The sequence below is a fragment of the Kitasatospora sp. NPDC127116 genome (genome assembly GCF_042677365.1).
In the GTDB taxonomy this organism is placed as follows: Bacteria; Actinomycetota; Actinomycetes; order Streptomycetales; family Streptomycetaceae; genus Kitasatospora; species Kitasatospora lactacystinica.
Genome location: NZ_JBHXTL010000065.1, coordinates 21,753 through 39,765 on the forward strand (window position 1 = coordinate 21,753; position 18,013 = coordinate 39,765).

Genomic DNA, 18,013 nt, shown 5'->3' on the forward strand with positions numbered 1-18,013 from the left:
GAGTACGCCCGCCCCGGTCGTCCTCAGTCCCCCGCGGCGGCCGAGCCGGCCCGGGCCTTCGCCTCCGCCTCCTCGAAGGTCGCCGACGCCTCCGGCCGCGCCAGCGTCACCACCAGCTCCCCGTCGCTCACGTCCGCGATCAGCGTGTCCCCCTCCCGCACCGAACCGTCCAGCAGCAGGTTGGAGATCCGGTTGTCCAACTCCGACTGGATCGTCCGGCGCAGCGGCCGGGCCCCGAACTCCGGCTGGTAGCCCCGGTTGACCAGGTACTCCTTGGCCGTCCCGGTGACGTCCAGCTCGACGTCCTGGGCCCGCAGCCGGCGCCGGCTGCGGTCCAGCAGCAGGTCCACCACCGAGAGCAGGTCCTTCCGGGTGAGCGCGTGGAAGACGATCACCTCGTCGATCCGGTTGAGGAACTCCGGCCGGAACTGCTGCCTCAGGTCGCGCATCAGGTCGTCACGGATCTCGTCCACGTTCCCCGCATGGTCGAGGATCCGCTGGGAGCCGATGTTGCTGGTCATGATCACCACGGTGTTGCGGAAGTCGACCGTACGCCCCTGGGAGTCGGTCAGCCGCCCGTCGTCCAACACCTGGAGCAGCAGGTTGAAGACGTCCGGGTGCGCCTTCTCCACCTCGTCGAAGAGCAGCACGCTGTACGGCTTGCGGCGCACCGCCTCGGTCAGCTGCCCGGCCTCCTCGTAACCGACGTACCCGGGCGGGGAGCCGACCAGCCGGGAGACGGTGTGCTTCTCCTGGAACTCGCTCATGTCGAAGCGGATCATCCGGTCCGGGTCGCCGAACAGCAGCGCCGCCAACGCCTTCGCCAGCTCGGTCTTGCCGACGCCGGTCGGCCCGAGGAAGAGGAAGGAACCGGTCGGACGGTCCGGGTCACCCATCCCGGCCCGGCCGCGCCGCACCGCCTGGGCGACGGCCGTGACCGCCTCGTCCTGGCCGATCACCTTCTCGTGCAGGTGCTCCTCCAGCTTGAGCAGCCGCTCCTTCTCGGTCGCGTTCAACTCCGCGACCGGGATGCCGGTCCGGGAGGAGAGCACCTGCGCAATGTCGTCGGCCGTCACATCGACGACCTCCTCGCGGGACTCGGCCATCGCCGCCAGTTCGTCCTCGGTCTGCCGCAGCTCGGTCTTCAGGTTGGCGGCCCGGACGAACTCCTCGTCCGCGACGGCCTCGTCCAGCTCCCGCTTCAGCTTGGTGATCCGGTCCTGCACCCCGGTCGCCTCGGTCGACCCGCTCAGGCTGCGCAGCCGGACCCGCGCGCCGGCCTGGTCCAACAGGTCGATCGCCTTGTCGGGTAGGAAACGGTCGCTGACGTACCGGTCGGAGAGCGTCGCCGCCGCGTCCAGCGCCTCGTCGGTGAACCGCACCTGGTGGTGCGCCTCGTACGCGTCGCGCAGCCCGTGGAGGATCTCGACGGTCTCCTCGACGCTCGGCTCGGGCACCAGCACCGGCTGGAAGCGGCGCTCCAGCGCGGCGTCCTTCTCCACGTGCTTGCGGTACTCGTCCAGCGTGGTCGCGCCGACCACGCTCAACTCGCCGCGCGCGAGCGCCGGTTTGAGGATGTTGCCGGCGTCCATCGAGCCCTCGCCACCACCGCCCGCGCCGACCACGGTGTGCAGCTCGTCCAGGAACAGGATCACGCTCTTCTCGGCCGCGGTGACCTCGTCGATCACGTTCTTCAGCCGCTCCTCGAACTCGCCCCGGTACTTGGAACCCGCCACCAGCGCGGTCAGGTCGAGGGTGACCACCCGCTTCTCCCTGAGGCTCTGCGGCACGTCCCCGGAGACGATCCGCTGGGCCAGGCCCTCGACGATCGCCGTCTTGCCGACGCCCGGCTCACCGATCAGCACCGGATTGTTCTTGGTCCGCCGGGAGAGGATCTCGACGGTCTGCTCGATCTCCTCGGCCCGCCCCACCACCGGGTCCAACCGGCCCGAACGCGCCTCCTCGGTGAGGTCGCGCCCGTACTCGTCCAGCGTCGGCGTCTCGCTCGGGCGGGCACCCGTACTGCTGCGCTCGCCGCCGGTGCCGCGCCCCTCCAGCACCGACTTCAGCGCCCCCTGCGAGGGCGCCGCGTTGCGCAGCGCCACCCCGGCCCCCGAGCGCTCCTGGTCGAGCAGCGCGCCGAGGATGTGCTCCGGGCCGATGTACGAGGCGCCCGCCGCCTGCGACTGGGCGTGCGCGGCGAGCAGCGCGCGCTTGGCCGAGGGGGTGAGCGCCGGCCGGCCGTCCACCGCCTCGGCATCGCCCGCGGGCAGGGCGTGCTCCAGGTCCCCGGAGAGCCGGTCCGGATCGATACCGGCCCGTTCCAGCATCCGGCGCGAGGGTTCCACCCGGGTGGCCGCCCAGGCCAGGTGCGCGGTGTCGAGGTCACTGGAGCCGTCCTCGGCCGCCCGCCGCGCGGCCAGCGCGAGCAACTCCTGCGAGGACTCGCTGAGCAACCGCCCGATCGGCACCCGCTGCACGGCGGGCGGGGAAGCCAGCGGGCTCATCCCGAAGAACCGGCTGAGCAGATCGGAGAACGGATCGTTCGATCCGAACGGGGGCACGGTCACGGCGCTTCACCTCTCCCAAGCGGTTTGCAGCCACACAAACACAGGCCGCGGCACCTCGCCTGTCGAGCCGGACGGCGCCGCCAACCGGCGAGCCCGGGCCTCGCCGCCGGGCGGGTCGTGCGGGCGGACATGCGGGCGGACGGACGGGCGGACGGACGTGCGGCCGGTCGTGCGGGCGGGCGGACGTACGGGCGGCGGACGTACGGGCGGGCCCGACACGGAACCGTTCACGGGGCCGGGAACGCGCGTTCACCCGATGACCTGATCCAGCAGCACACCGCCGCTGTACGTCACCCCCATCGCCAGCAGCCCGCCCACGACATTGCGCATGATCGCCCGCCCCGGCCCCGCCCCGCCCAACCGGGCGCTCGTCCAGCCCGACACGGTCAGCGCGACCACCACCGCCACCACCGTCACCATCAGCCGCCACGACTCCGGCGGCAGCAGCACCGCCAGCAGCGGCACCAGCGCACCCAGCGTGAACGCCGCCGCGCTCGCCAGCGCCGCCTCCCAGGGGTTGGTCAACACGTCCGGGTCGATGCCCAGTTCGGTCTGCGCGTGGGCGGCCAGCGCGTCCCGCTCGGTCAGCGCCGTCGCCACCTCCCGGGCCAGGCCGTCCTCCAGCCCGCTGCCCCGGTAGTAGTCGGTCAGCTCGTCGAGCTCCCCCTCCGGATCCTCCGCGAGCTCCCGCCGCTCCTGCGCCAACGCGGCCCGCTCGGTGTCCCGCTGGGTGCTGACCGAGACGTACTCGCCCGCCGCCATCGACATCGCCCCCGCCAGCAGCCCGGCCACCCCCGCCGCGAGCAGCGCCGTCCGGGAGCCCTCCGCGCCCGCCACACCGGTTACGAGGCCGGCCGTCGACACCACGCCGTCATTGGCCCCCAGTACGGCCGCGCGCAGCCAGTTCAAGCGCGAGGAAAGCTCCGCCCGCGACTCCCCGACCTGCTCAGCCATCCGCCACCGCTCTCAGGGGTCCGCCCGGTCCCCCCGATCCTCGCCCGCCACCCCCACCCCCGCCACCCGCGGTACCCCCGCCCCCGGCACCCGGCACCCGGCACCTCAACGGCGGCCCCCACGACACCTGCTGACCCGCTGACCCGCTACCCCAGTACCGGCGCCAGCGCCCGCCGCAGGTCCTCCGGTCCCCGGTAGCGCACCCCGGTCATGCCCAGCGCCACCGCCGCGTCCACGTTCTCCTGCCGGTCGTCCACGAACAGGCACCGCTCCGGCACCACCCCGGCCCGTTCGGCGGCGATCTCGTAGATCCGCCGGTCCGGCTTGGCGCTGCCCACCCGGGAGCTGTTCACCACGGCGTCCGCCAGGTCCGTCAGCCCCAGCAGCGCCAGGTCCTCGTCCAGCCACGCCGTCGCATTGGTCACCAGCACCACCCGGCAGTGCTCCCGCACCTGCCGCAACAGCCCCACCACCGCCTCGTCCGCCCGGAACGGCGAGTTCGCGAACGCCTCCGCCAGCCCGCGCGCCTGCGCGCCCGTCACCCGCCCGGCCAGCCCCCGCGCGATCGACTCCACCCACTCCGCCTTCCCGATCCGCCCCAGCAGCAGCGGCAGGTCGTTCTCCGGTGCGAACCCGACCTCCGCCGTACTCCCCTCACCCACCCCCGCCGCCCGCTCCAACGCCGCCACCTCGGCCCCGTCGAAGAACCGGATCACCCCGTCCACATCGCACAGCACCGCATCGAACGCCCTGGTCAACATCCCCCCTCCCTACCACCCCGGCCCACCACCGCCACCCGGCAGCCCCCACCCCCGACCGGCGAAGGGCCCCAGGCCCGGCGCACCGCCAGGACCCGGAAACGGCCGAGGAGCCGGCCCAGGTGCGCCACCCGCCCCGACCTGCACCCCACCCGACCTGCCAACTCCCCGACCGCCGCGCCGAGCGCCGCGCCTGGGTCCTGGAAGGTCCCGGCTTCGGCCATCGCCGAGTTCATCACCACTCGTACCGTCCAGCCGGTCACCGTCCGGCGCGGACAGCTCAGGAGGGCTGCCTGATGGCGAACATCGAGGGAACCCGCCGCCGCTTCGACTCCGCCCGCCAACTGCCCTCCGGCCGCTGGCAGATCCACTACCCGGACTCAGTCACCGGACTGATGCACAAGGGTGAGGTGACCTACCCGACCAAGACCGATGCCGAGGCTGCGCTCACCTGACCGGGGCGGACACCAGGCACGACAAGTAAGCCGATCCGGACTCCGGGAAGGTCAAGTTGGTCGGCTTCGCCACCGCCTGGTTGCGGGACCGCAAGCTGGAGGAGAGCACACACGAGCGGTACACGATCACGCACCGCCAGTACATCCAGCTCTGATTGGGCCACCGGATGATCTCCGAGACCACGTCGGCGAGTGTCCTCACCCGGCGATCGAACCTCCTCCACGACGGCGCGGACGAGCCTTCCGTCGTCAAGGCGCACCAACTGCTGCGGGCCATCATGAAAACCGCCGTGGACGTGAGCTGTTCCAGCACAACCCGTGCCGCGCCACGGGGGCGGATACCTGCGACGTACGGGAGCGCCCAGTCCTCACGGTCACCGAGGTCGTCACCGCCGACGCGATCAGTCCACACTGGCGGGCCCTGGCGCTGCTGACCGTGTTCCCGACGCTCCGCTTCGGCAAGCCGGCTACGCTCCCCCGGCGGGACGTCGAACTGGTGAACCGGCTCGTCCGGGTGCAGCGCAACCGGGCGGAGCTCAACCGCGGTCGGCTCTACGGCAAGGCGTCGAAGAGCCGTGCGGGCTTCCGCCCCATCGCTTTCCTGCCGGGATCGTGGGCGACCCGGAACACCACCTCGACCGATTCGCCGACCCCTGCTCGGGCGGGCACACCTCATCGGGCCCCGCCGCGGCAAGCTCCGCCGAAGAAGCCTCCGGGACGACTGGATCAAGGCCCGCACTGCTACTGAGGTGAGCGAGGATGCCCACTTCCACGACCTCTGTGCACCGGAAACACCCTCGCCTCGCAGAACGGGGCCGACACCCGGGAGCTCAGGACCAGAACGGGCCACAGCAGCACCCGGGCCGCGCAGATCTACCGGCACATGACCGGCTGCACTACTCCTTGCCAGGACCGGCGATTACCCCGGTGACCTCATGTGATCACGCTCGCGAGAGACTTCGATTCGCACATACGTACTGCAAGCTCAGCAGAACGGAGCCTGATCACGTGCCCGCCTCCGCCATACCCTCGCCCCAGACCGAACAACCTGCCGCTACTTTCGCGGATCTGTCCGGGGTCGACCTCCATCTTGATGCGTTCTACCCCGGCGGCACGAGGGGCAACAGCTCAGATGACCCGATCAACAGGCTCGTCCCGGGGGTCGGCAACCAGGGCGGCTTCAGGCCCGCCGGCTCGCCACAGGAACAGTCCGTACGCCTTGCAGTCCTCTACACGACCGGCCGGCAGCCTGACTGGCCAGATGCTCTCGACCCTCAGACTGGCGGCTTCACCTACTTCGGCGACAACCGGACCCCCGGCCACGAGATGCACAAGACTCCACGCCGCGGGAACCTCCTACTGCGCGATGTCTTCGCTGCGTCGCACGAGGGGCCTGACGCCCGCCGCCGAATACCTCCGTTCCTGCTCTTCGAGAAGGCTGGCGCCACCGGCCGCGGCGTCCGGTTCCGCGGCCTGCTCGCACCCGGCGGCCCTGCCCTGACCTCGGACGATGAGCTGGCCGCAATCTGGCGCACCACCAACGGCCGACGGTTCCAGAACTACCGGGCGCGTTTCACCGTGCTCGACCAGGCTGTGATCCCGCGTACCTGGATTGAGCATGTGCTGAACGGCGGTGACGCCCTGGAAGGCGGCTGCCCAGAGGCTTGGCGGACATGGGTCGAGACCCGTTCCTACATGGCACTCGCAGCTCCCGCCACAACCGTCATCCGCAGCCAGGCAGAGCAGTTGCCGCACGACCTGGAGTCCCAGGAGATCTTGGCTGCTGTGCGGGAGCACTTCCGCGGCCGGGAACACGACTTCGAGCCGTGCGCTGTGGAGCTCTGGCGCCTGCTCGCGCCGGCGACCGGGCAGGTTGAGGTGACCCGCCGGAGCCGCGACGGGGGCCGGGATGCGGTCGGCCAGTACCATCTGGGCCCTCCCGCGGACCGGATCGCAATCGACTTCGCACTTGAAGCCAAGTGCAAATCGCCGGATCAGTCGGTCGGGGTCAAGGAGGGGAGTCGATTGATCTCCCGGCTCCGGCATCGGAACTTCGGAGTCCTCGTCACGACATCGTTCTTCAACCGGCAGATGCAGGAGGAGATCCGTGACGATCAGCACCCGGTGATTCTTATCTGTGGCCGTGACATCGTCGACCTGCTTCGGCAGCACGGCTACACGTCCAAGGCTGCTGTCGAGTCCTGGCTGGCTCAGCGCTTCCCTGCACCGGGGGTATCCGGCACGCAGGTGGCCCGGGACGAGTAGGAGCCCAGAAACGATCAAGGGCCAGTTCGAGAGGATTCTGCCTCCGAACTGGCCCTTCCGTGCCGTGGGCGCGGACGGTTTCGAACCGCCGACATCTGCTTTGTAAGAGCAGCGCTCTACCACTGAGCTACGCGCCCCCTGCCGTATGCCCGGTGGGCGTACGACGAGTGCCTAGGGTACCTGGTCCCGGGAGGTGGTGTGGGCCGGGTGTCCGGTGGGGTGGCGGGTGGGCGGGGGTGCGGCGGGGTGCGGGGCCGTGAGGTGGATGGGGTGGGAGGGGGTGCCGGGCCGGTGGGGGGATCGGGGAGAATGGAGGCCGGATCAGCGGGTCGGAGCAGGGAGCGCGCAGTGACGGTGGCCGGCGGGAGCGGGCGGGGGCGGCGTCGGGCGGGGAGTGCGCTGGCCGACGCGTTGGTGTTGCCGGTGGTGCTGGCGGGTGCGCTGGGGGCGGTCGGGCTGGCCTCGGCCGGGACCGGCGGCTGGTGGGGCCGGCGCGGCGGCGGTGAGGGCGGACGGGCACAGGCCCGGGAGGCCCGGGCGGCGGCCCAGGAGGCGTTCTACGAGCTGGAGGAGACCCAGCGCGAGGTGCAGCTCGCGGTGGAGACGGTCCGCGCGGCGGAGGAGGGACAGGCGGCGCAGCGCGCGCTGGCCGACCTGGCGGCGATCTCCGGCCGGGTCGACCAGGTCACCGTGAACTACCTCGCCGCGCTCGACGCCCACAACCTGGACAGCGAGACCCTGGACGCGGGCACGGCCGCGCAGGCCAAGCGCCAGTTGGAGGACGTGAAGGGCCAGCTGGGCTCGGCCCGGGCGGAGCTGAACGACTTCCTGCGCCGGCTGCAGCCGACCGTCCAGCACGCCGAGCAGCAGCTGATGCGGGTCACCCCGGCGGTCGAGCAGGCCAAGCGCGCGCTGCTCGCGGCCACCACCGCGCTGGACGAGGCGCGCGGCGCCGGCCTGCGGGCGGACGACCTGGCGGCCCGGCTGGCCGAGCTGGCGCCCGAGCTCGGCCGGCTGAACGAGGGCCCGGCACGGCACGGGGTCGCGGACACCCTGCGGCGCGCGGACGACGTGAAGCACCGCGCCGAGGCGATCGCCGCCGACGCCGGGCAGTTGCCGGAGCGGGCGCGGGAGATCGACCGGCGGGTGGCGAGCCTGCGGACCCGCATCCAGGCACTGGAGACCAAGGCCGCGACGGTCGAGCCCGCTCTGAGCGAGCTGCGCCGCCGGTTCAGCACCGCCTGCTGGCAGGACCTCCAGCGGGTGTCGGACCAGGTCGCGGAGACCGGCCGCGCCGCCGAGCGCAAGCTCGCCGAGGCCGCCCGGGCGCGGGACGAGCAGCGCTGGGCGGACGCCACCGCCGCGATCGGGACGGTCCGCGCGCTGCTGGAGACCGCCGACGGCTCGGTGTCCGCGGTGAACGACCGGCTGCGGCAGCTGAACGAGGTGCAGCACGACCCCAACCGGGAGATCGAGCGCGCCCGTTTCGCGATCCGGGACGCGCAGCGGCTGGCGATGGCCGGGCGCAGCGCGCCGGACCCGCGGCACGCCGCCCCGCTGGACGAGGCGGTGGCCCGGCTGGACCGCGCGGTGGCCGCGCTGGAGGCGGCGGGCCGGCACCCCGACTACTGGCACTTCCTGACCGAGCTCGCGGGCGTGCGGGACACGGCGGCGCGGGTGATCGAGCTGATCCGCGGGGACCTCGGCGGTCACCGGTAGGACCGGTAGGACCGGGAACGCCGGTGGCACCGGTAGGACCAGGAGGACCAGTGGCGCCGGAACAGGGCTCCCGGCAGCCACCCCCGCTGGGTACGCTGCCGGTATGCCACGCTACGACTTCCGCTGCCGCTCCTGCGGCGCCACCTTCGAGCTCCGCCGCCCGATGGCCCAGGCCAACGACCCCGCCGTCTGCCCGCAGGGCCACGAGGACACCGTGAAGCTGCTGTCCACCGTCGCCGTCACGGGTGGCGCGGCCGCCGCCCAGCAGGCCCCCGCCGCCGGGGGCGGGGGCGGGGGCGGTTGCTGCGGGGGCGGTTGCTGCGGCTGACCGGGGCCGGTCCCGGTCAGACCCCGACCGGCAGGGCGGACGCTCCGGCGAGGAACCGCCGGACGATCTCCTCCCCCGCCGTCACCCCCACCTCCGTCAGGGCGGTGACGCCGGGGGCCGTCCAGCCGCTGTCGGCGAGTTCGCCGTGCCCCGGACGCCAGCCCGCGTCCGCCGCGAGCAGCAGGTCCGCGTCGAGCAGTGAGTCCCCGGCCGCCAGCACCGTGTCGGCGCCGGCGCGCCGGACGACCTCGGCCAGCGCGGCGCTCTTGGTGAGCGGCGCGGGCACCGCGTACACCTTGCGCCCCTGCAGGGAGACCGTCCAGCCGCGTTCGGCGCACCAGCCGGTCAGCTCGTCGAGCCAGCCCTCCGGCAGCGCGGCGCGCTCGACCACCAGGTAGGCGAACAGCTCGTCGGCGACCCGCCGCTTGTGCGTCCACTCCGGGTCGGCGCAGAGGGCGAGCCGCCGGGTCACCTCCTCCAGCGGGGCCGAGCCGGCCGCTATCCGCGTGGTGATCTCGGCCCGCCAGTCACGATCCGGCACGCCGTCCACCAGCAGTTGCCCGCCGTTGGCGCAGATCGCGTACGCGGGGACCCAGTCCGGTGTCGGGCCGGGCAGGTTGACCCGCCCGTACTGCTCCGGTGTCCGGGTGGTGGCCGGGACGAAGCAGACCTCCCGGGCGAGGTCGGCGAGCAGCCCGGCGGCCCGCTCGGTCATGAAGGACAGCGGCCGCCCCTGGTACACCTCGACGCAGAGCAGCCGCGGCGCGAGCCGGTCGGGCTCGGCCAGGGCCATGGCCCGTTCGGAGTAGATCAGCGTCCGGTCGAGGTCGCTGGCCACCAGAACACCCATCAGGAATCCCTCCCCGTAGTCTCGGTCGCGACGCGCCCATCGGTGAAGGCACGCCGGTCGGTCGCGGCACGCCGGTCGGTCACGGCGCTCCCGTCGGCGCCGGGGCGCACGTCGGTGCCGGGGTGCCCGTCGGTACCGCGGTGCCCGTCGGTCACGGCACGCCCGTCGTCCCCGGTCGCCCCGCGGCTGTAGCGGGGGTGGATCAGGCCGACGCAGGTGTACGGCAAGCCGTCCACCTCCTCGACCTCGACTCCGCGCTGGGCGGCGAGCAGCCGGACGTGGTCGAGGTCCGCGCCGGCGCCGCGCCGGGCGAGGATCCGCCAGGGAACGCGCCGCAGCAGCACCCGCGTCGTCTCGCCGACGCCGGGCTTGACCAGGTTGACGTTGTCGATGCCGTACTCGGCGCTGATCCGCTCGACCGCGGCCCAGCCGGCCCAGTCGGGCGCCCGCTGCGGGTCGTCGGCGAGCCGGCCGGCACCCTCGGCCACCGCGGCACGGACCTCGCCGAAGCGGGCGGCCACCGCGTCCAGGAAGGCCGCAGAGACGTCGCTCCCAGCCAGTTCGGCGTAGTGCTTGGCGCCGTGGAAGTCGTCCGGCCCGATCAGCCCGGCCCGCAGCACGGTGCGCGAGACCAGCCCGGAGACGGTGGAGTTGAGGCAGGCGGACGGGATCAGGAAGTCGTCCCGGGTGCCGTACGTCCGCACGCAGCGGCCCGGGTCGGCCAGCACCGCGAGGTCCGGGTCGAAGTCGGTGCCGGCCAGCGCGCCGGCCAGTTCGCGGGTGATCGCGCCCTTGCCGGTCCAGCCGTCGACGAACACCACGTCCTGCGCGCGGTGGTGGGCCGCCAGGTACCGCAGCGCGACCGGGTCGATGCCGCGGCCGCGCACGATCGAGACCGCGTAGTGCGGGACGGACAGGCCGTGCGCGAAGGCCAGCCAGCGCCGGACCAGGATGCCGACGGGCGTGCCGGCGCGGGCCAGCGAGGCGAGCACCAGCCCGGGGCCGCGCTCGCGCAGCAGCGTCTCGGCGACGGTGCCGACGGCGAGCGCGATCCGGGCGGCGGAGCCGCGCAGTGCCTGCTGGAACAGCTCCTGGTACTCGGGGCTGGGCTGGTACTCGACCGGCAGCGACTCGGCGTAGTGCGCGCCGCCGTTCTGGACGGCCTCCTCGCGCTCCTCGGTGGGGGCTTCGAGCGCGACCCCGGAGAGGTCCTTGAGCAGCCAGGCCACCTCCTCGGCCGGGTACGAGGAGAACGCCGGCCCGTACAGCGGCACGGGCAGCGTCGACGACGGCAACGGCGACGTCAAAGGCAACAGCGACGGCGAAACGGACCGCGGAACGGACCGCGGAACGGGCCCAGCCGTCGCGGACGTCGCGGACGTCGCGGACGGCCCAGCCAGCGCGGCACCCCCGGCCACCGGCCGGTGCGAGGGCAGCACGGCGAGCACCACCCGGTCGGTCACCTGCCGCAGCTGGCCGAGCAGCGCCCGCTCGCCCTCGTGCAGCGCCGGGGTGTCGGCCATGTCGTCCACCACCAGCACCACCGCGTCGAAGCGCCGCGCCGGGTCGCTGCCGGGGGCGACGTTGTACGCGTAGCGCTCGGGCGAGCCGCCGTCCTGCGGGTCGTCGTGGGCGGGGAAGGCGAGCCGGGTGCGGATGGCGTAGCCGGGGTCGTCCACCGCCAGGACGGGCGAGCGGGTGGTGGTGGAGAACCGGACGCGGTTGCCGCCGAGCCGTTCGTCGAGGGCGTCGGCCAGGCGCAGCGGCGCGTACATCAGCTCCTCGAAGCCGAGCACCAGCACCCGCCGTGCCCCTGCGGGCAGGGCCTCGGCCAGCTGTCCGGCGAGTCGGGGCAGTGCGGCGTCCAGCCGGGCGCGGTCGCGGGCGGTGAAGCCGTGCCGGCCGCCGTCCGGGAGTCCGGTGGGCCAGTCCAGCTCGATCCGGGCCAGCGGCGCCGCGGGGGCCGCCGGTGGCACTTCCTCCGGTGCCGCCGCGGCGATCAGCCGCTCGGCCCGGGCCACGACGTCCTCGGGCAGCTCGACGGTCCCGCTCGCGGTGGCCACCAGGTCCAGCCGGACGCCGAGTTCGGCGGCGGCCTCGTCGAGCCGGCGCCGGTCGGCCGCGGAGCGCAGGTCCACCAGGGCGACCACCACGTAGTGGCCGCGGGGGTGGCGGGCGTGCAGGTCGCGGATGGTGTTGAGCACCGTGCGGCCGGTGGAGAACTCGTCGTCCACCAGCACCAGCGGCCCGTCCCCGGCGAGGAGTGCGGGGTCGGCGGGGAGCAGCAGGTGCGAGGTGGCGTGCGAGTGCTCCTCCTCGAAGCCGCCGACCGGGGCCAGGCCGGGCACCGCTCGGCGGGTGGAGTGCAGGTAGGGGGCGTCCAGGCCGTCGGCGACGCTGTGGCCGAGGCCGGTGGCCGTCTCCGCGTAGCCGAGCACGACGGCGCGCGCGGTGGCCGCGGCGCCGAGCAGTTCGCGGACCCGGCGGCCGAGTTCGAGCCCGGTGCCGTGGACCACCGAGGGCCGCTGCGGCACGTGCTTGCCGAGCACGTTGGAGACCAGCAGGTGGGCGCGCTTGGGGTTTCCCGAGCGCAGCGCCAGGCCGACGAGTTCGGGGAGGCGCTCGGATCCGGTCAGCGCGATCCCGGCCCGGTCGGCGACCCAACGGCCGGTCCACGTCTGCGGTGTTGCTGTCACTGCTGGTCCTGCCTTCGATGGTGCGCTGGTGCGTTCGTGCGTTCGTGCGTTGGTACGTCGGTGCGTTGGTGCGTCGGTGCGTCGGTGCCCGCCGCTCACGGATCCGTCATATCCCCGCCGGGGGAACCGGAGGGAACGGCTCGGGTTCGGTCGCGGAAACAGTCAGCCGCACAGGCAGGCCGACAGCAGTTCCGCGAAGCTCACGTCCTCCCGGGCCACCCCGAACACCTCCGCCCGCAGCAGCACCCGCTCCGCCCAGGCCCGGTGCGGCCGGGCCTCGTTCATCTTGTTGGTGTACGCCGAGCGCAGTACCCCGCCGCCGTCATGCTCCTGCCGGAGGATGTCCCGGGCGTCGCAGTACTCCTCGTGCGTGACCACGGAGAGGGCGTGCACGGCCGGCACATGGCTGGGGTGGATGCAGGTCTTGCCGAGCAGGCCGTTGGCCCGGTCGAGTTCGACCTCCCGGATCAGTCCGTCCAGGTCGTGTTCGATGATCCGTCGGCGGACCTCCTCCCCGGAGGCCCGCAGTGCCCCGGCGGTCCCGGCAGTCCCGACAGCTCCGGCAGTCCCGGCGGTCCCGGCCGCAGCCCCGGCCGCGACGGAGACGGACGCCCCCGCGAACGGGGTCCGGCGCAGCTGCGGCTTGAACATCCGCTCCTGCACCGGGAAGTACTCCCAGACCGGTCCGGTGACGGTGTACCCGGTGCCGTCCGCCCGGCCGAGCACGTTGACCACGTCCCCGATCACCGACGCGACCAGCGCCACGTCGTACGCGGTGAGGTCGGGCGAGCGCCGCAGGCCGTACGCGGAGCAGAGGTCGGTGACGCCGAGCCGGACGGCGAGCACCCGCTCGCGGTGGCCGGCGAGCAGGTCGGCGATGCCGAAGAGCTGGTCCCGCCTGGTCTCCAGGTGGGCGAGTTCGGGCGACTCCAGGACGGGCATGGCGAACAGCCGCCGCCCGGTCGCGGCCTCGGCGGCGGCCAGCGCGGCCAGGTACTCGCCACCGTTCTCGGGGGTGAACTTCGGCAGCACGAAGCCGCTCAGCAGTTCGACGGCCGGTCCGAGGCGCCGGGCCAGGTCGAGGATCTGGGCGGCGGTGCGGACCCTGATGAAGAGCAGGGGGTGGCTCTGTGCACAGGAGGTGAAATCCTTGACCAGGTCATTCAGTTGCTCGACCAGGTTCCGCTCGCCCGCGTCCACCTCGTGGTCGGCGATCGCGTCCTCCAGGCAGAGCACCATCGACACCACGCCCCGACCAGCGAGTTTGCGGATGTCGGCGGCCAGGGCGGGTCGGGTGGCCGGGCTGTAGAGGGTGCCGCCGAGGGCGGTGGCGAGCACCGTCGGCTCGCTCCGCACGTCGAACGGGCGCGGCTGTTCCAGGAAGAGCCGGCCGCGTACGTCCTCGGCGAGGTGGCCGAAATGGCGCAAGGTGCTCTCCTCCAGGAAGTGGACCGGCCCCTGACCGGTTGCCGACGACACCCTGGTCAACCGGCCGACCGGGCGCCTTGGTTCCCGGGGCGCCTCCGCCGGGCGCCCCTGCGTCGAAACCCCGGGGACCTTTCGACCGCCCATCGTACGGACGGGATCCGGCCGGTCCCGGTTCCCCGGCACTGAACTCCCGGAACATCCCGGTCCACTTGGACGATCATGGGCGGAACGGCGGCGAACCCCGGAAACGACGGCGGCAAACCTCGGAAAGCGCAAGTCTTGGCAAAGTCCGACCCGGCACGGACCGGTCCGGTCACGTTGTCCGAAGGGGTGGCGAACAGGCAGGATGGTCGGCTATGACGCACGTGATGGCCAAGGGCGCCAACATCGCACTGCCGGCGGCGGCGGTCCGCGCCGTGCTGCGCTGGAGCGCCACGCCCGGTGCGCCGGACGTGGACGCGTCGGCGCTGCTGCTCGGCGCCTCCGGCAAGGTCCGCTCGGACGCCGACTTCGTCTTCTACAACCAGCCCCGCCACCCCTCCGGCCTGGTCCGCCACCTGCCCAAGCAGCAGACCTCCGGCGGCGCCGAGATCATCGACACGATCGAGGTCGAGCTGGGCAAGCTGCCCACCGAGGTGGACCGGGTGGTGCTGGCCGGCTCCTCCGAGGGCGGACCGTTCCGCGCGGTGCCGGGGCTGCGCCTGCTGCTCTTCGACGCCACGGCCGGCGAGGGCGTGCCCGCGCTCGCCGAGTTCGGGATCGACGACGCCGAGAACGTCACCGCCCTGGTCGCCGGCGAGCTGTACCGCCGGTCCGGGTCCTGGAAGTTCCGGGCGATCGGCCAGGGCTACACCTCCGGGCTGATCGGTCTCGCCACCGACTTCGGCATCATGGTGGACGACGAGGCGGAGGCCGACCAGGTGCCCGCCCAGGTGCCCGTGTCCACCACCCCGTCCGGCACTCTCGACCCGCGCAGCACCGCGATGCCGGACCCGCGCTCGACCACCCCCGAGCCGGGCACCTTCACGCTGGCCCCGGCCGTCCCGCTGTCGCCGCCGGCCCAGCCGCCCGCCCCGGCCCAGCCGCCCACCCAGCCACCGGCCACCGCCCCGGCCCCGGCCACCGCCGCCGCGAGCGCCTCGCCCGCACCGGCGACCCCGCCGCCGCCCGCGGCCCCGCCGACCATGCCCCCGCCGCCCACCGCGCCCCCGGGCCACCAGCCCGGCACCGGCTACGGCTACCCCCAGCAGACCGGCCCGGCGTACGGCCACCCCCAGCAGCAGCCCGCCGGCGGCTACGGCTACCCGCAGCCGGGCACCGGCCAGCAGCTGTACCAGCAGCAGCCGGGCGGTTACGGCTATCCCCAGCCGAACCAGCCCGTCCCGCCGCAGCAGCAGCGCCCCGCCGGCTACGGCTACCCGCAGCCCGGCACCGGCCAGCAGCCGCCCGTCCCGCCGCAGCCGCCGACGGCCCAGCCCCCGGCCTCCACCGGCGAGGAGTTCGCGCTGCCCCCGCAGGGCCCGCAGTTCCAGCCCCGCTGACGCCCCCGGCGGGGCCGCCCGACAGCCCCGGCCCCGCCGAGACCCGGACCCGGCCCCGCGCGACCCCGGCCCCGCCGGAACCGCCGAGCCGCGGCCCCGGCCCGGCACCACCACCGAACCGCCGACCGCCGACCGCCGTCAGTCGCTCTTGTACCCGCGCTGCCACTGCATCCCGAAGCCGTACAGCCGGTCGATGTCCGCCTGGAACCCGTTGACGTACCGCACCTCGCGGCGCACCGTCAGCTGGTTGTCCCCCGAGTTCTCGATCAGCACCACCGCGCAGGAGCGCGCCGCCCGGGCCCGCTCCTCCAGCTTGATCTCGATCCGCGGCCCGGTCTGCGGCACGATCGTGACCACCGCGTGCGACTGCTCGAAGGCCGGCGTGCCGTCGTAGATGTAGACGAAGATCAGCAGCCGCTTGAACTTGTCCTTCTTCTCCAGGTTGACGTACATCGTCTCGCCGGACGGCGCCCCGTACTGGTCGTCGCCGCTGAGCTTGATGTACGGCGCGTTCTGGAGGTCTCCGAAGAGCCCGCCGAGCGGCTGCACCACGCCGGTGCTCCCGTCGGAGAGCTCGTACATGCAGGCCAGGTCGAGGTCGACGTTCGTCGGCTCGGTGCCCTGCGGCGAGTCCGGGTCCTGCGGCCGCAGGATCCGCGGGCTGAAGAACCGCTTCACGGACTCCCGGGTGCTCGGCCGGGCGGCGCCTCCGGCGCTCATCGTCCAGTGCAGGTTGACGTAGAGGTAGCCGGTGGTGGCGGCCGACCCGGTGATCGCGTGCTGCGGGGCCGACTTGGTGAGTATGACCTTGTGCTGACCGCCGGGGTTGTCGAAGGTGTAGCTCTTGTCCCCGCGCAGGTACTCCCAGATCGAGACCATGCAGTCCTCTCCCCCTGCTCCCGCCAGGCGTTCTGACGGTCCGCCGACCAATGATCGGGCATCGGCCCGGCCGTCGGATACCCAGTCCGCCCCCTCCTCTACCCAACCGGGCCCGACCGGCGGGTCGATTGGCGGGAGGAAGCCGCCCTCCCGTAACATGCCGCCCCTTCGGACGCGATATCGTCTAGCCGCACAGGTGTCCCGTCCGCCCCTGCGCGGGCGCGGCGGGCCCGTCGTGCGGCGACGAACGAACCGTCAGGCAGCTCCCGCTCGGCGGGCCCTGACCGCCTGTGTCGCGCTGTGATCCTGTCCCCTGCGGAAACCCGAGGCCCGACCCGCAATGAACCTGACCTCCATACAGCTGGTCTGGACCGTCGTCGGCGGCGCAGCCCTGCTGTTCGTCGCCGTCCTGATGGCGACGCTGCGATTCAAGAGCTCGAAGAAGGACGAGTCCGGCGACTCCTGGGAGCGCAGCGAGGAGCGCCGTCGGCGCAAGGAGATGATCTACGGCATCTCCTCGTACACGCTGCTGTTCTGCTGCGCCGGTGTCGCGGCCGCCCTCTCCTTCCACGGCCTGGTCGGCTTCGGCAAGGAGAACCTGGGTCTGTCCGGCGGCTGGGAGTACCTCGTCCCGTTCGGTCTGGACGGCGCCGCGATGTTCTGCTCGGTGCTCGCCGTCCGCGAGGCCAGCCACGGTGACGCCGCGCTCGGTTCGCGCCTGCTGGTCTGGGTGTTCGCGATCGCCTCGGCCTGGTTCAACTGGGTGCACGCCCCGCGCGGCGTGTCGCACGACGGCGCCCCGCAGTTCTTCTCCGGCATGTCGATCTCGGCGGCGATCCTGTTCGACCGGGCGCTGAAGCAGACCCGCAAGGCCGCGCTGCGGGAGCAGGGCCTGGTGCCGCGCCCGCTGCCGCAGATCCGCATCGTCCGCTGGCTGCGCGCCCCGCGCGAGACCTACGCGGCCTGGTCGCTGATGCTGCTGGAGAACGTCCGCAGCCTGGACGAGGCGGTCGACGAGGTGCGCGAGGAGCGCCAGGCGAAGCTGGACGCCAAGGCCCGCGCCCGTACGGCCGACCGCCGCGAGCGGGCCGAGCTGAAGGCCATCTCCCGGCAGGGCGGCATGCTCGCCCGGACCCGCGGCGGCCGCCAGGTTCCCGCCCTCACGGCTGCCGGAGACGGCCCGAGCGCTACGGAGCCTGCCCTAGCCGCGGGATCCGACGCCACCACCTCGACCTCGGCCTCGCTCCTGTCCGGCGACTCGCCGGAGCCGGCCGCGCTGGACGCCGGCCGCCGCCCCCGCGCCGCCGTCGGCTCCTCGTACTCGTCCTCCTCGTACTCGTCCTCCTACTCCTCGTCCTCGTACTCGTCGTCCTCCTCCGGCACCGGGTCGTCCCGCAGCGGCTCGGCCATCGACCTGACGGCCGACGACGACACCCTGTCGATGCCGAAGCTGGACTCGCTGGAGCGCAAGCTGCGCGCGATCGAGCAGCAGCTCGGCTGACCCCGGCACCCCGCGGCCACGGTCGCGGACCACGAGGAACGGCCGCCCCCGGGAAATCCCGGAGGCGGC

At 73.3% G+C, this 18,013-nt stretch carries 13 protein-coding genes and 1 tRNA gene; 6 read left to right on the forward strand and 8 right to left on the reverse strand.

The features are described from left to right. Positions 1-23 precede the first annotated feature (23 nt). From ACFVHV_RS24635 to ACFVHV_RS24645, 3 genes are all read right to left on the reverse strand, one after another. The gene (locus ACFVHV_RS24635; protein ID WP_380353447.1) at positions 24-2,570 is read right to left on the reverse strand and encodes an ATP-dependent Clp protease ATP-binding subunit; all 2,547 of its coding nucleotides are present in this window, start codon (positions 2,568-2,570) and stop codon (positions 24-26) included. Between the two features lie 249 nt (positions 2,571-2,819). Then, a complete protein-coding gene (locus ACFVHV_RS24640) occupies positions 2,820-3,524 on the reverse strand; it encodes a VIT family protein (RefSeq protein WP_359907257.1) in 705 nt (234 codons plus the stop codon). Positions 3,525-3,670: 146 nt separating this feature from the next. After that, the gene (locus ACFVHV_RS24645; RefSeq protein ID WP_359907258.1) at positions 3,671-4,285 is read right to left on the reverse strand and encodes an HAD-IA family hydrolase; all 615 of its coding nucleotides are present in this window, start codon (positions 4,283-4,285) and stop codon (positions 3,671-3,673) included. Positions 4,286-4,578: 293 nt separating this feature from the next. Between ACFVHV_RS24645 and ACFVHV_RS24650 the strand changes: the two genes are divergently transcribed. Beyond that, positions 4,579-4,737: a hypothetical protein gene (locus tag ACFVHV_RS24650; RefSeq protein WP_380353451.1), complete on the forward strand. Its 159-nt coding sequence runs from the start codon at positions 4,579-4,581 to the stop codon at positions 4,735-4,737. A 1,008-nt stretch (positions 4,738-5,745) separates the two neighbouring features. Then, on the forward strand, positions 5,746-7,002 hold the full coding sequence (locus tag ACFVHV_RS24655) for a restriction endonuclease (protein ID WP_380353453.1): 1,257 nt from the start codon (positions 5,746-5,748) through the stop codon (positions 7,000-7,002). Positions 7,003-7,067: 65 nt separating this feature from the next. On the opposite strand, the gene ACFVHV_RS24660 is transcribed toward ACFVHV_RS24655, so the two are convergent. Next, a tRNA-Val gene (locus ACFVHV_RS24660) sits at positions 7,068-7,139 on the reverse strand. A gap of 172 nt (positions 7,140-7,311) precedes the next feature. Between ACFVHV_RS24660 and ACFVHV_RS24665 the strand changes: the two genes are divergently transcribed. Together ACFVHV_RS24665 and ACFVHV_RS24670 are read left to right on the forward strand one after the other, a co-directional pair. Further along, on the forward strand, positions 7,312-8,721 hold the full coding sequence (locus tag ACFVHV_RS24665) for a hypothetical protein (protein ID WP_380353456.1): 1,410 nt from the start codon (positions 7,312-7,314) through the stop codon (positions 8,719-8,721). 103 nt (positions 8,722-8,824) lie between these two features. Then, positions 8,825-9,049 carry a zinc ribbon domain-containing protein gene (locus tag ACFVHV_RS24670; protein WP_380353459.1) on the forward strand — a complete coding sequence of 75 codons (225 nt, stop codon included), beginning with the start codon at positions 8,825-8,827 and terminating at the stop codon, positions 9,047-9,049. Between the two features lie 16 nt (positions 9,050-9,065). On the opposite strand, the gene ACFVHV_RS24675 is transcribed toward ACFVHV_RS24670, so the two are convergent. The 3 genes from ACFVHV_RS24675 to ACFVHV_RS24685 all read right to left on the reverse strand — a co-directional run bounded on the left by ACFVHV_RS24675 (position 9,066) and on the right by ACFVHV_RS24685 (position 14,023). Next, positions 9,066-9,899, reverse strand: coding sequence for an HAD family hydrolase (locus ACFVHV_RS24675; RefSeq protein ID WP_380353462.1), 834 nt, complete (start codon positions 9,897-9,899; stop codon positions 9,066-9,068). Continuing rightward, positions 9,899-12,595 carry a phosphoribosyltransferase gene (locus ACFVHV_RS24680; protein WP_380353465.1) on the reverse strand — a complete coding sequence of 899 codons (2,697 nt, stop codon included), beginning with the start codon at positions 12,593-12,595 and terminating at the stop codon, positions 9,899-9,901. Before ACFVHV_RS24680 ends, ACFVHV_RS24675 begins: the two co-directional genes overlap by 1 nt. A 162-nt stretch (positions 12,596-12,757) precedes the next feature. Next, entirely contained in the window at positions 12,758-14,023 is a 1,266-nt protein-coding gene (locus ACFVHV_RS24685) for an HpcH/HpaI aldolase/citrate lyase family protein (RefSeq protein ID WP_380353468.1), read from the reverse strand. A gap of 356 nt (positions 14,024-14,379) precedes the next feature. Here ACFVHV_RS24685 and ACFVHV_RS24690 point away from each other — a divergent pair, with 356 nt between their 5' ends. After that, on the forward strand, positions 14,380-15,564 hold the full coding sequence (locus ACFVHV_RS24690; protein WP_380353470.1) for a TerD family protein: 1,185 nt from the start codon (positions 14,380-14,382) through the stop codon (positions 15,562-15,564). A gap of 138 nt (positions 15,565-15,702) precedes the next feature. On the opposite strand, the gene ACFVHV_RS24695 is transcribed toward ACFVHV_RS24690, so the two are convergent. Next, entirely contained in the window at positions 15,703-16,443 is a 741-nt protein-coding gene (locus ACFVHV_RS24695; RefSeq protein ID WP_359914470.1) for a Tellurium resistance, read from the reverse strand. A gap of 340 nt (positions 16,444-16,783) precedes the next feature. Between ACFVHV_RS24695 and ACFVHV_RS24700 the strand changes: the two genes are divergently transcribed. Continuing rightward, positions 16,784-17,944, forward strand: coding sequence for a DUF2637 domain-containing protein (locus tag ACFVHV_RS24700; protein ID WP_359914472.1), 1,161 nt, complete (start codon positions 16,784-16,786; stop codon positions 17,942-17,944). Positions 17,945-18,013 lie beyond the last annotated feature (69 nt).

Excerpts from the sequence above, each read along its gene's own strand:
- ACFVHV_RS24675 (WP_380353462.1), bottom strand. The coding sequence starts at position 9,899 with ATGGGTGTTCTGGTGGCCAGCGACCTCGACCGGACGCTGATCTACTCC.
- ACFVHV_RS24700 (WP_359914472.1), top strand. The coding sequence starts at position 16,784 with ATGAACCTGACCTCCATACAGCTGGTCTGGACCGTCGTCGGCGGCGCA.
- ACFVHV_RS24695 (WP_359914470.1), bottom strand. The coding sequence starts at position 16,443 with ATGGTCTCGATCTGGGAGTACCTGCGCGGGGACAAGAGCTACACCTTC.
- ACFVHV_RS24670 (WP_380353459.1), top strand. The coding sequence starts at position 8,825 with ATGCCACGCTACGACTTCCGCTGCCGCTCCTGCGGCGCCACCTTCGAG.
- ACFVHV_RS24690 (WP_380353470.1), top strand. The coding sequence starts at position 14,380 with ATGACGCACGTGATGGCCAAGGGCGCCAACATCGCACTGCCGGCGGCG.
- ACFVHV_RS24645 (WP_359907258.1), bottom strand. The coding sequence starts at position 4,285 with ATGTTGACCAGGGCGTTCGATGCGGTGCTGTGCGATGTGGACGGGGTG.
- ACFVHV_RS24640 (WP_359907257.1), bottom strand. The coding sequence starts at position 3,524 with ATGGCTGAGCAGGTCGGGGAGTCGCGGGCGGAGCTTTCCTCGCGCTTG.
- ACFVHV_RS24665 (WP_380353456.1), top strand. The coding sequence starts at position 7,312 with ATGGAGGCCGGATCAGCGGGTCGGAGCAGGGAGCGCGCAGTGACGGTG.
- ACFVHV_RS24650 (WP_380353451.1), top strand. The coding sequence starts at position 4,579 with ATGGCGAACATCGAGGGAACCCGCCGCCGCTTCGACTCCGCCCGCCAA.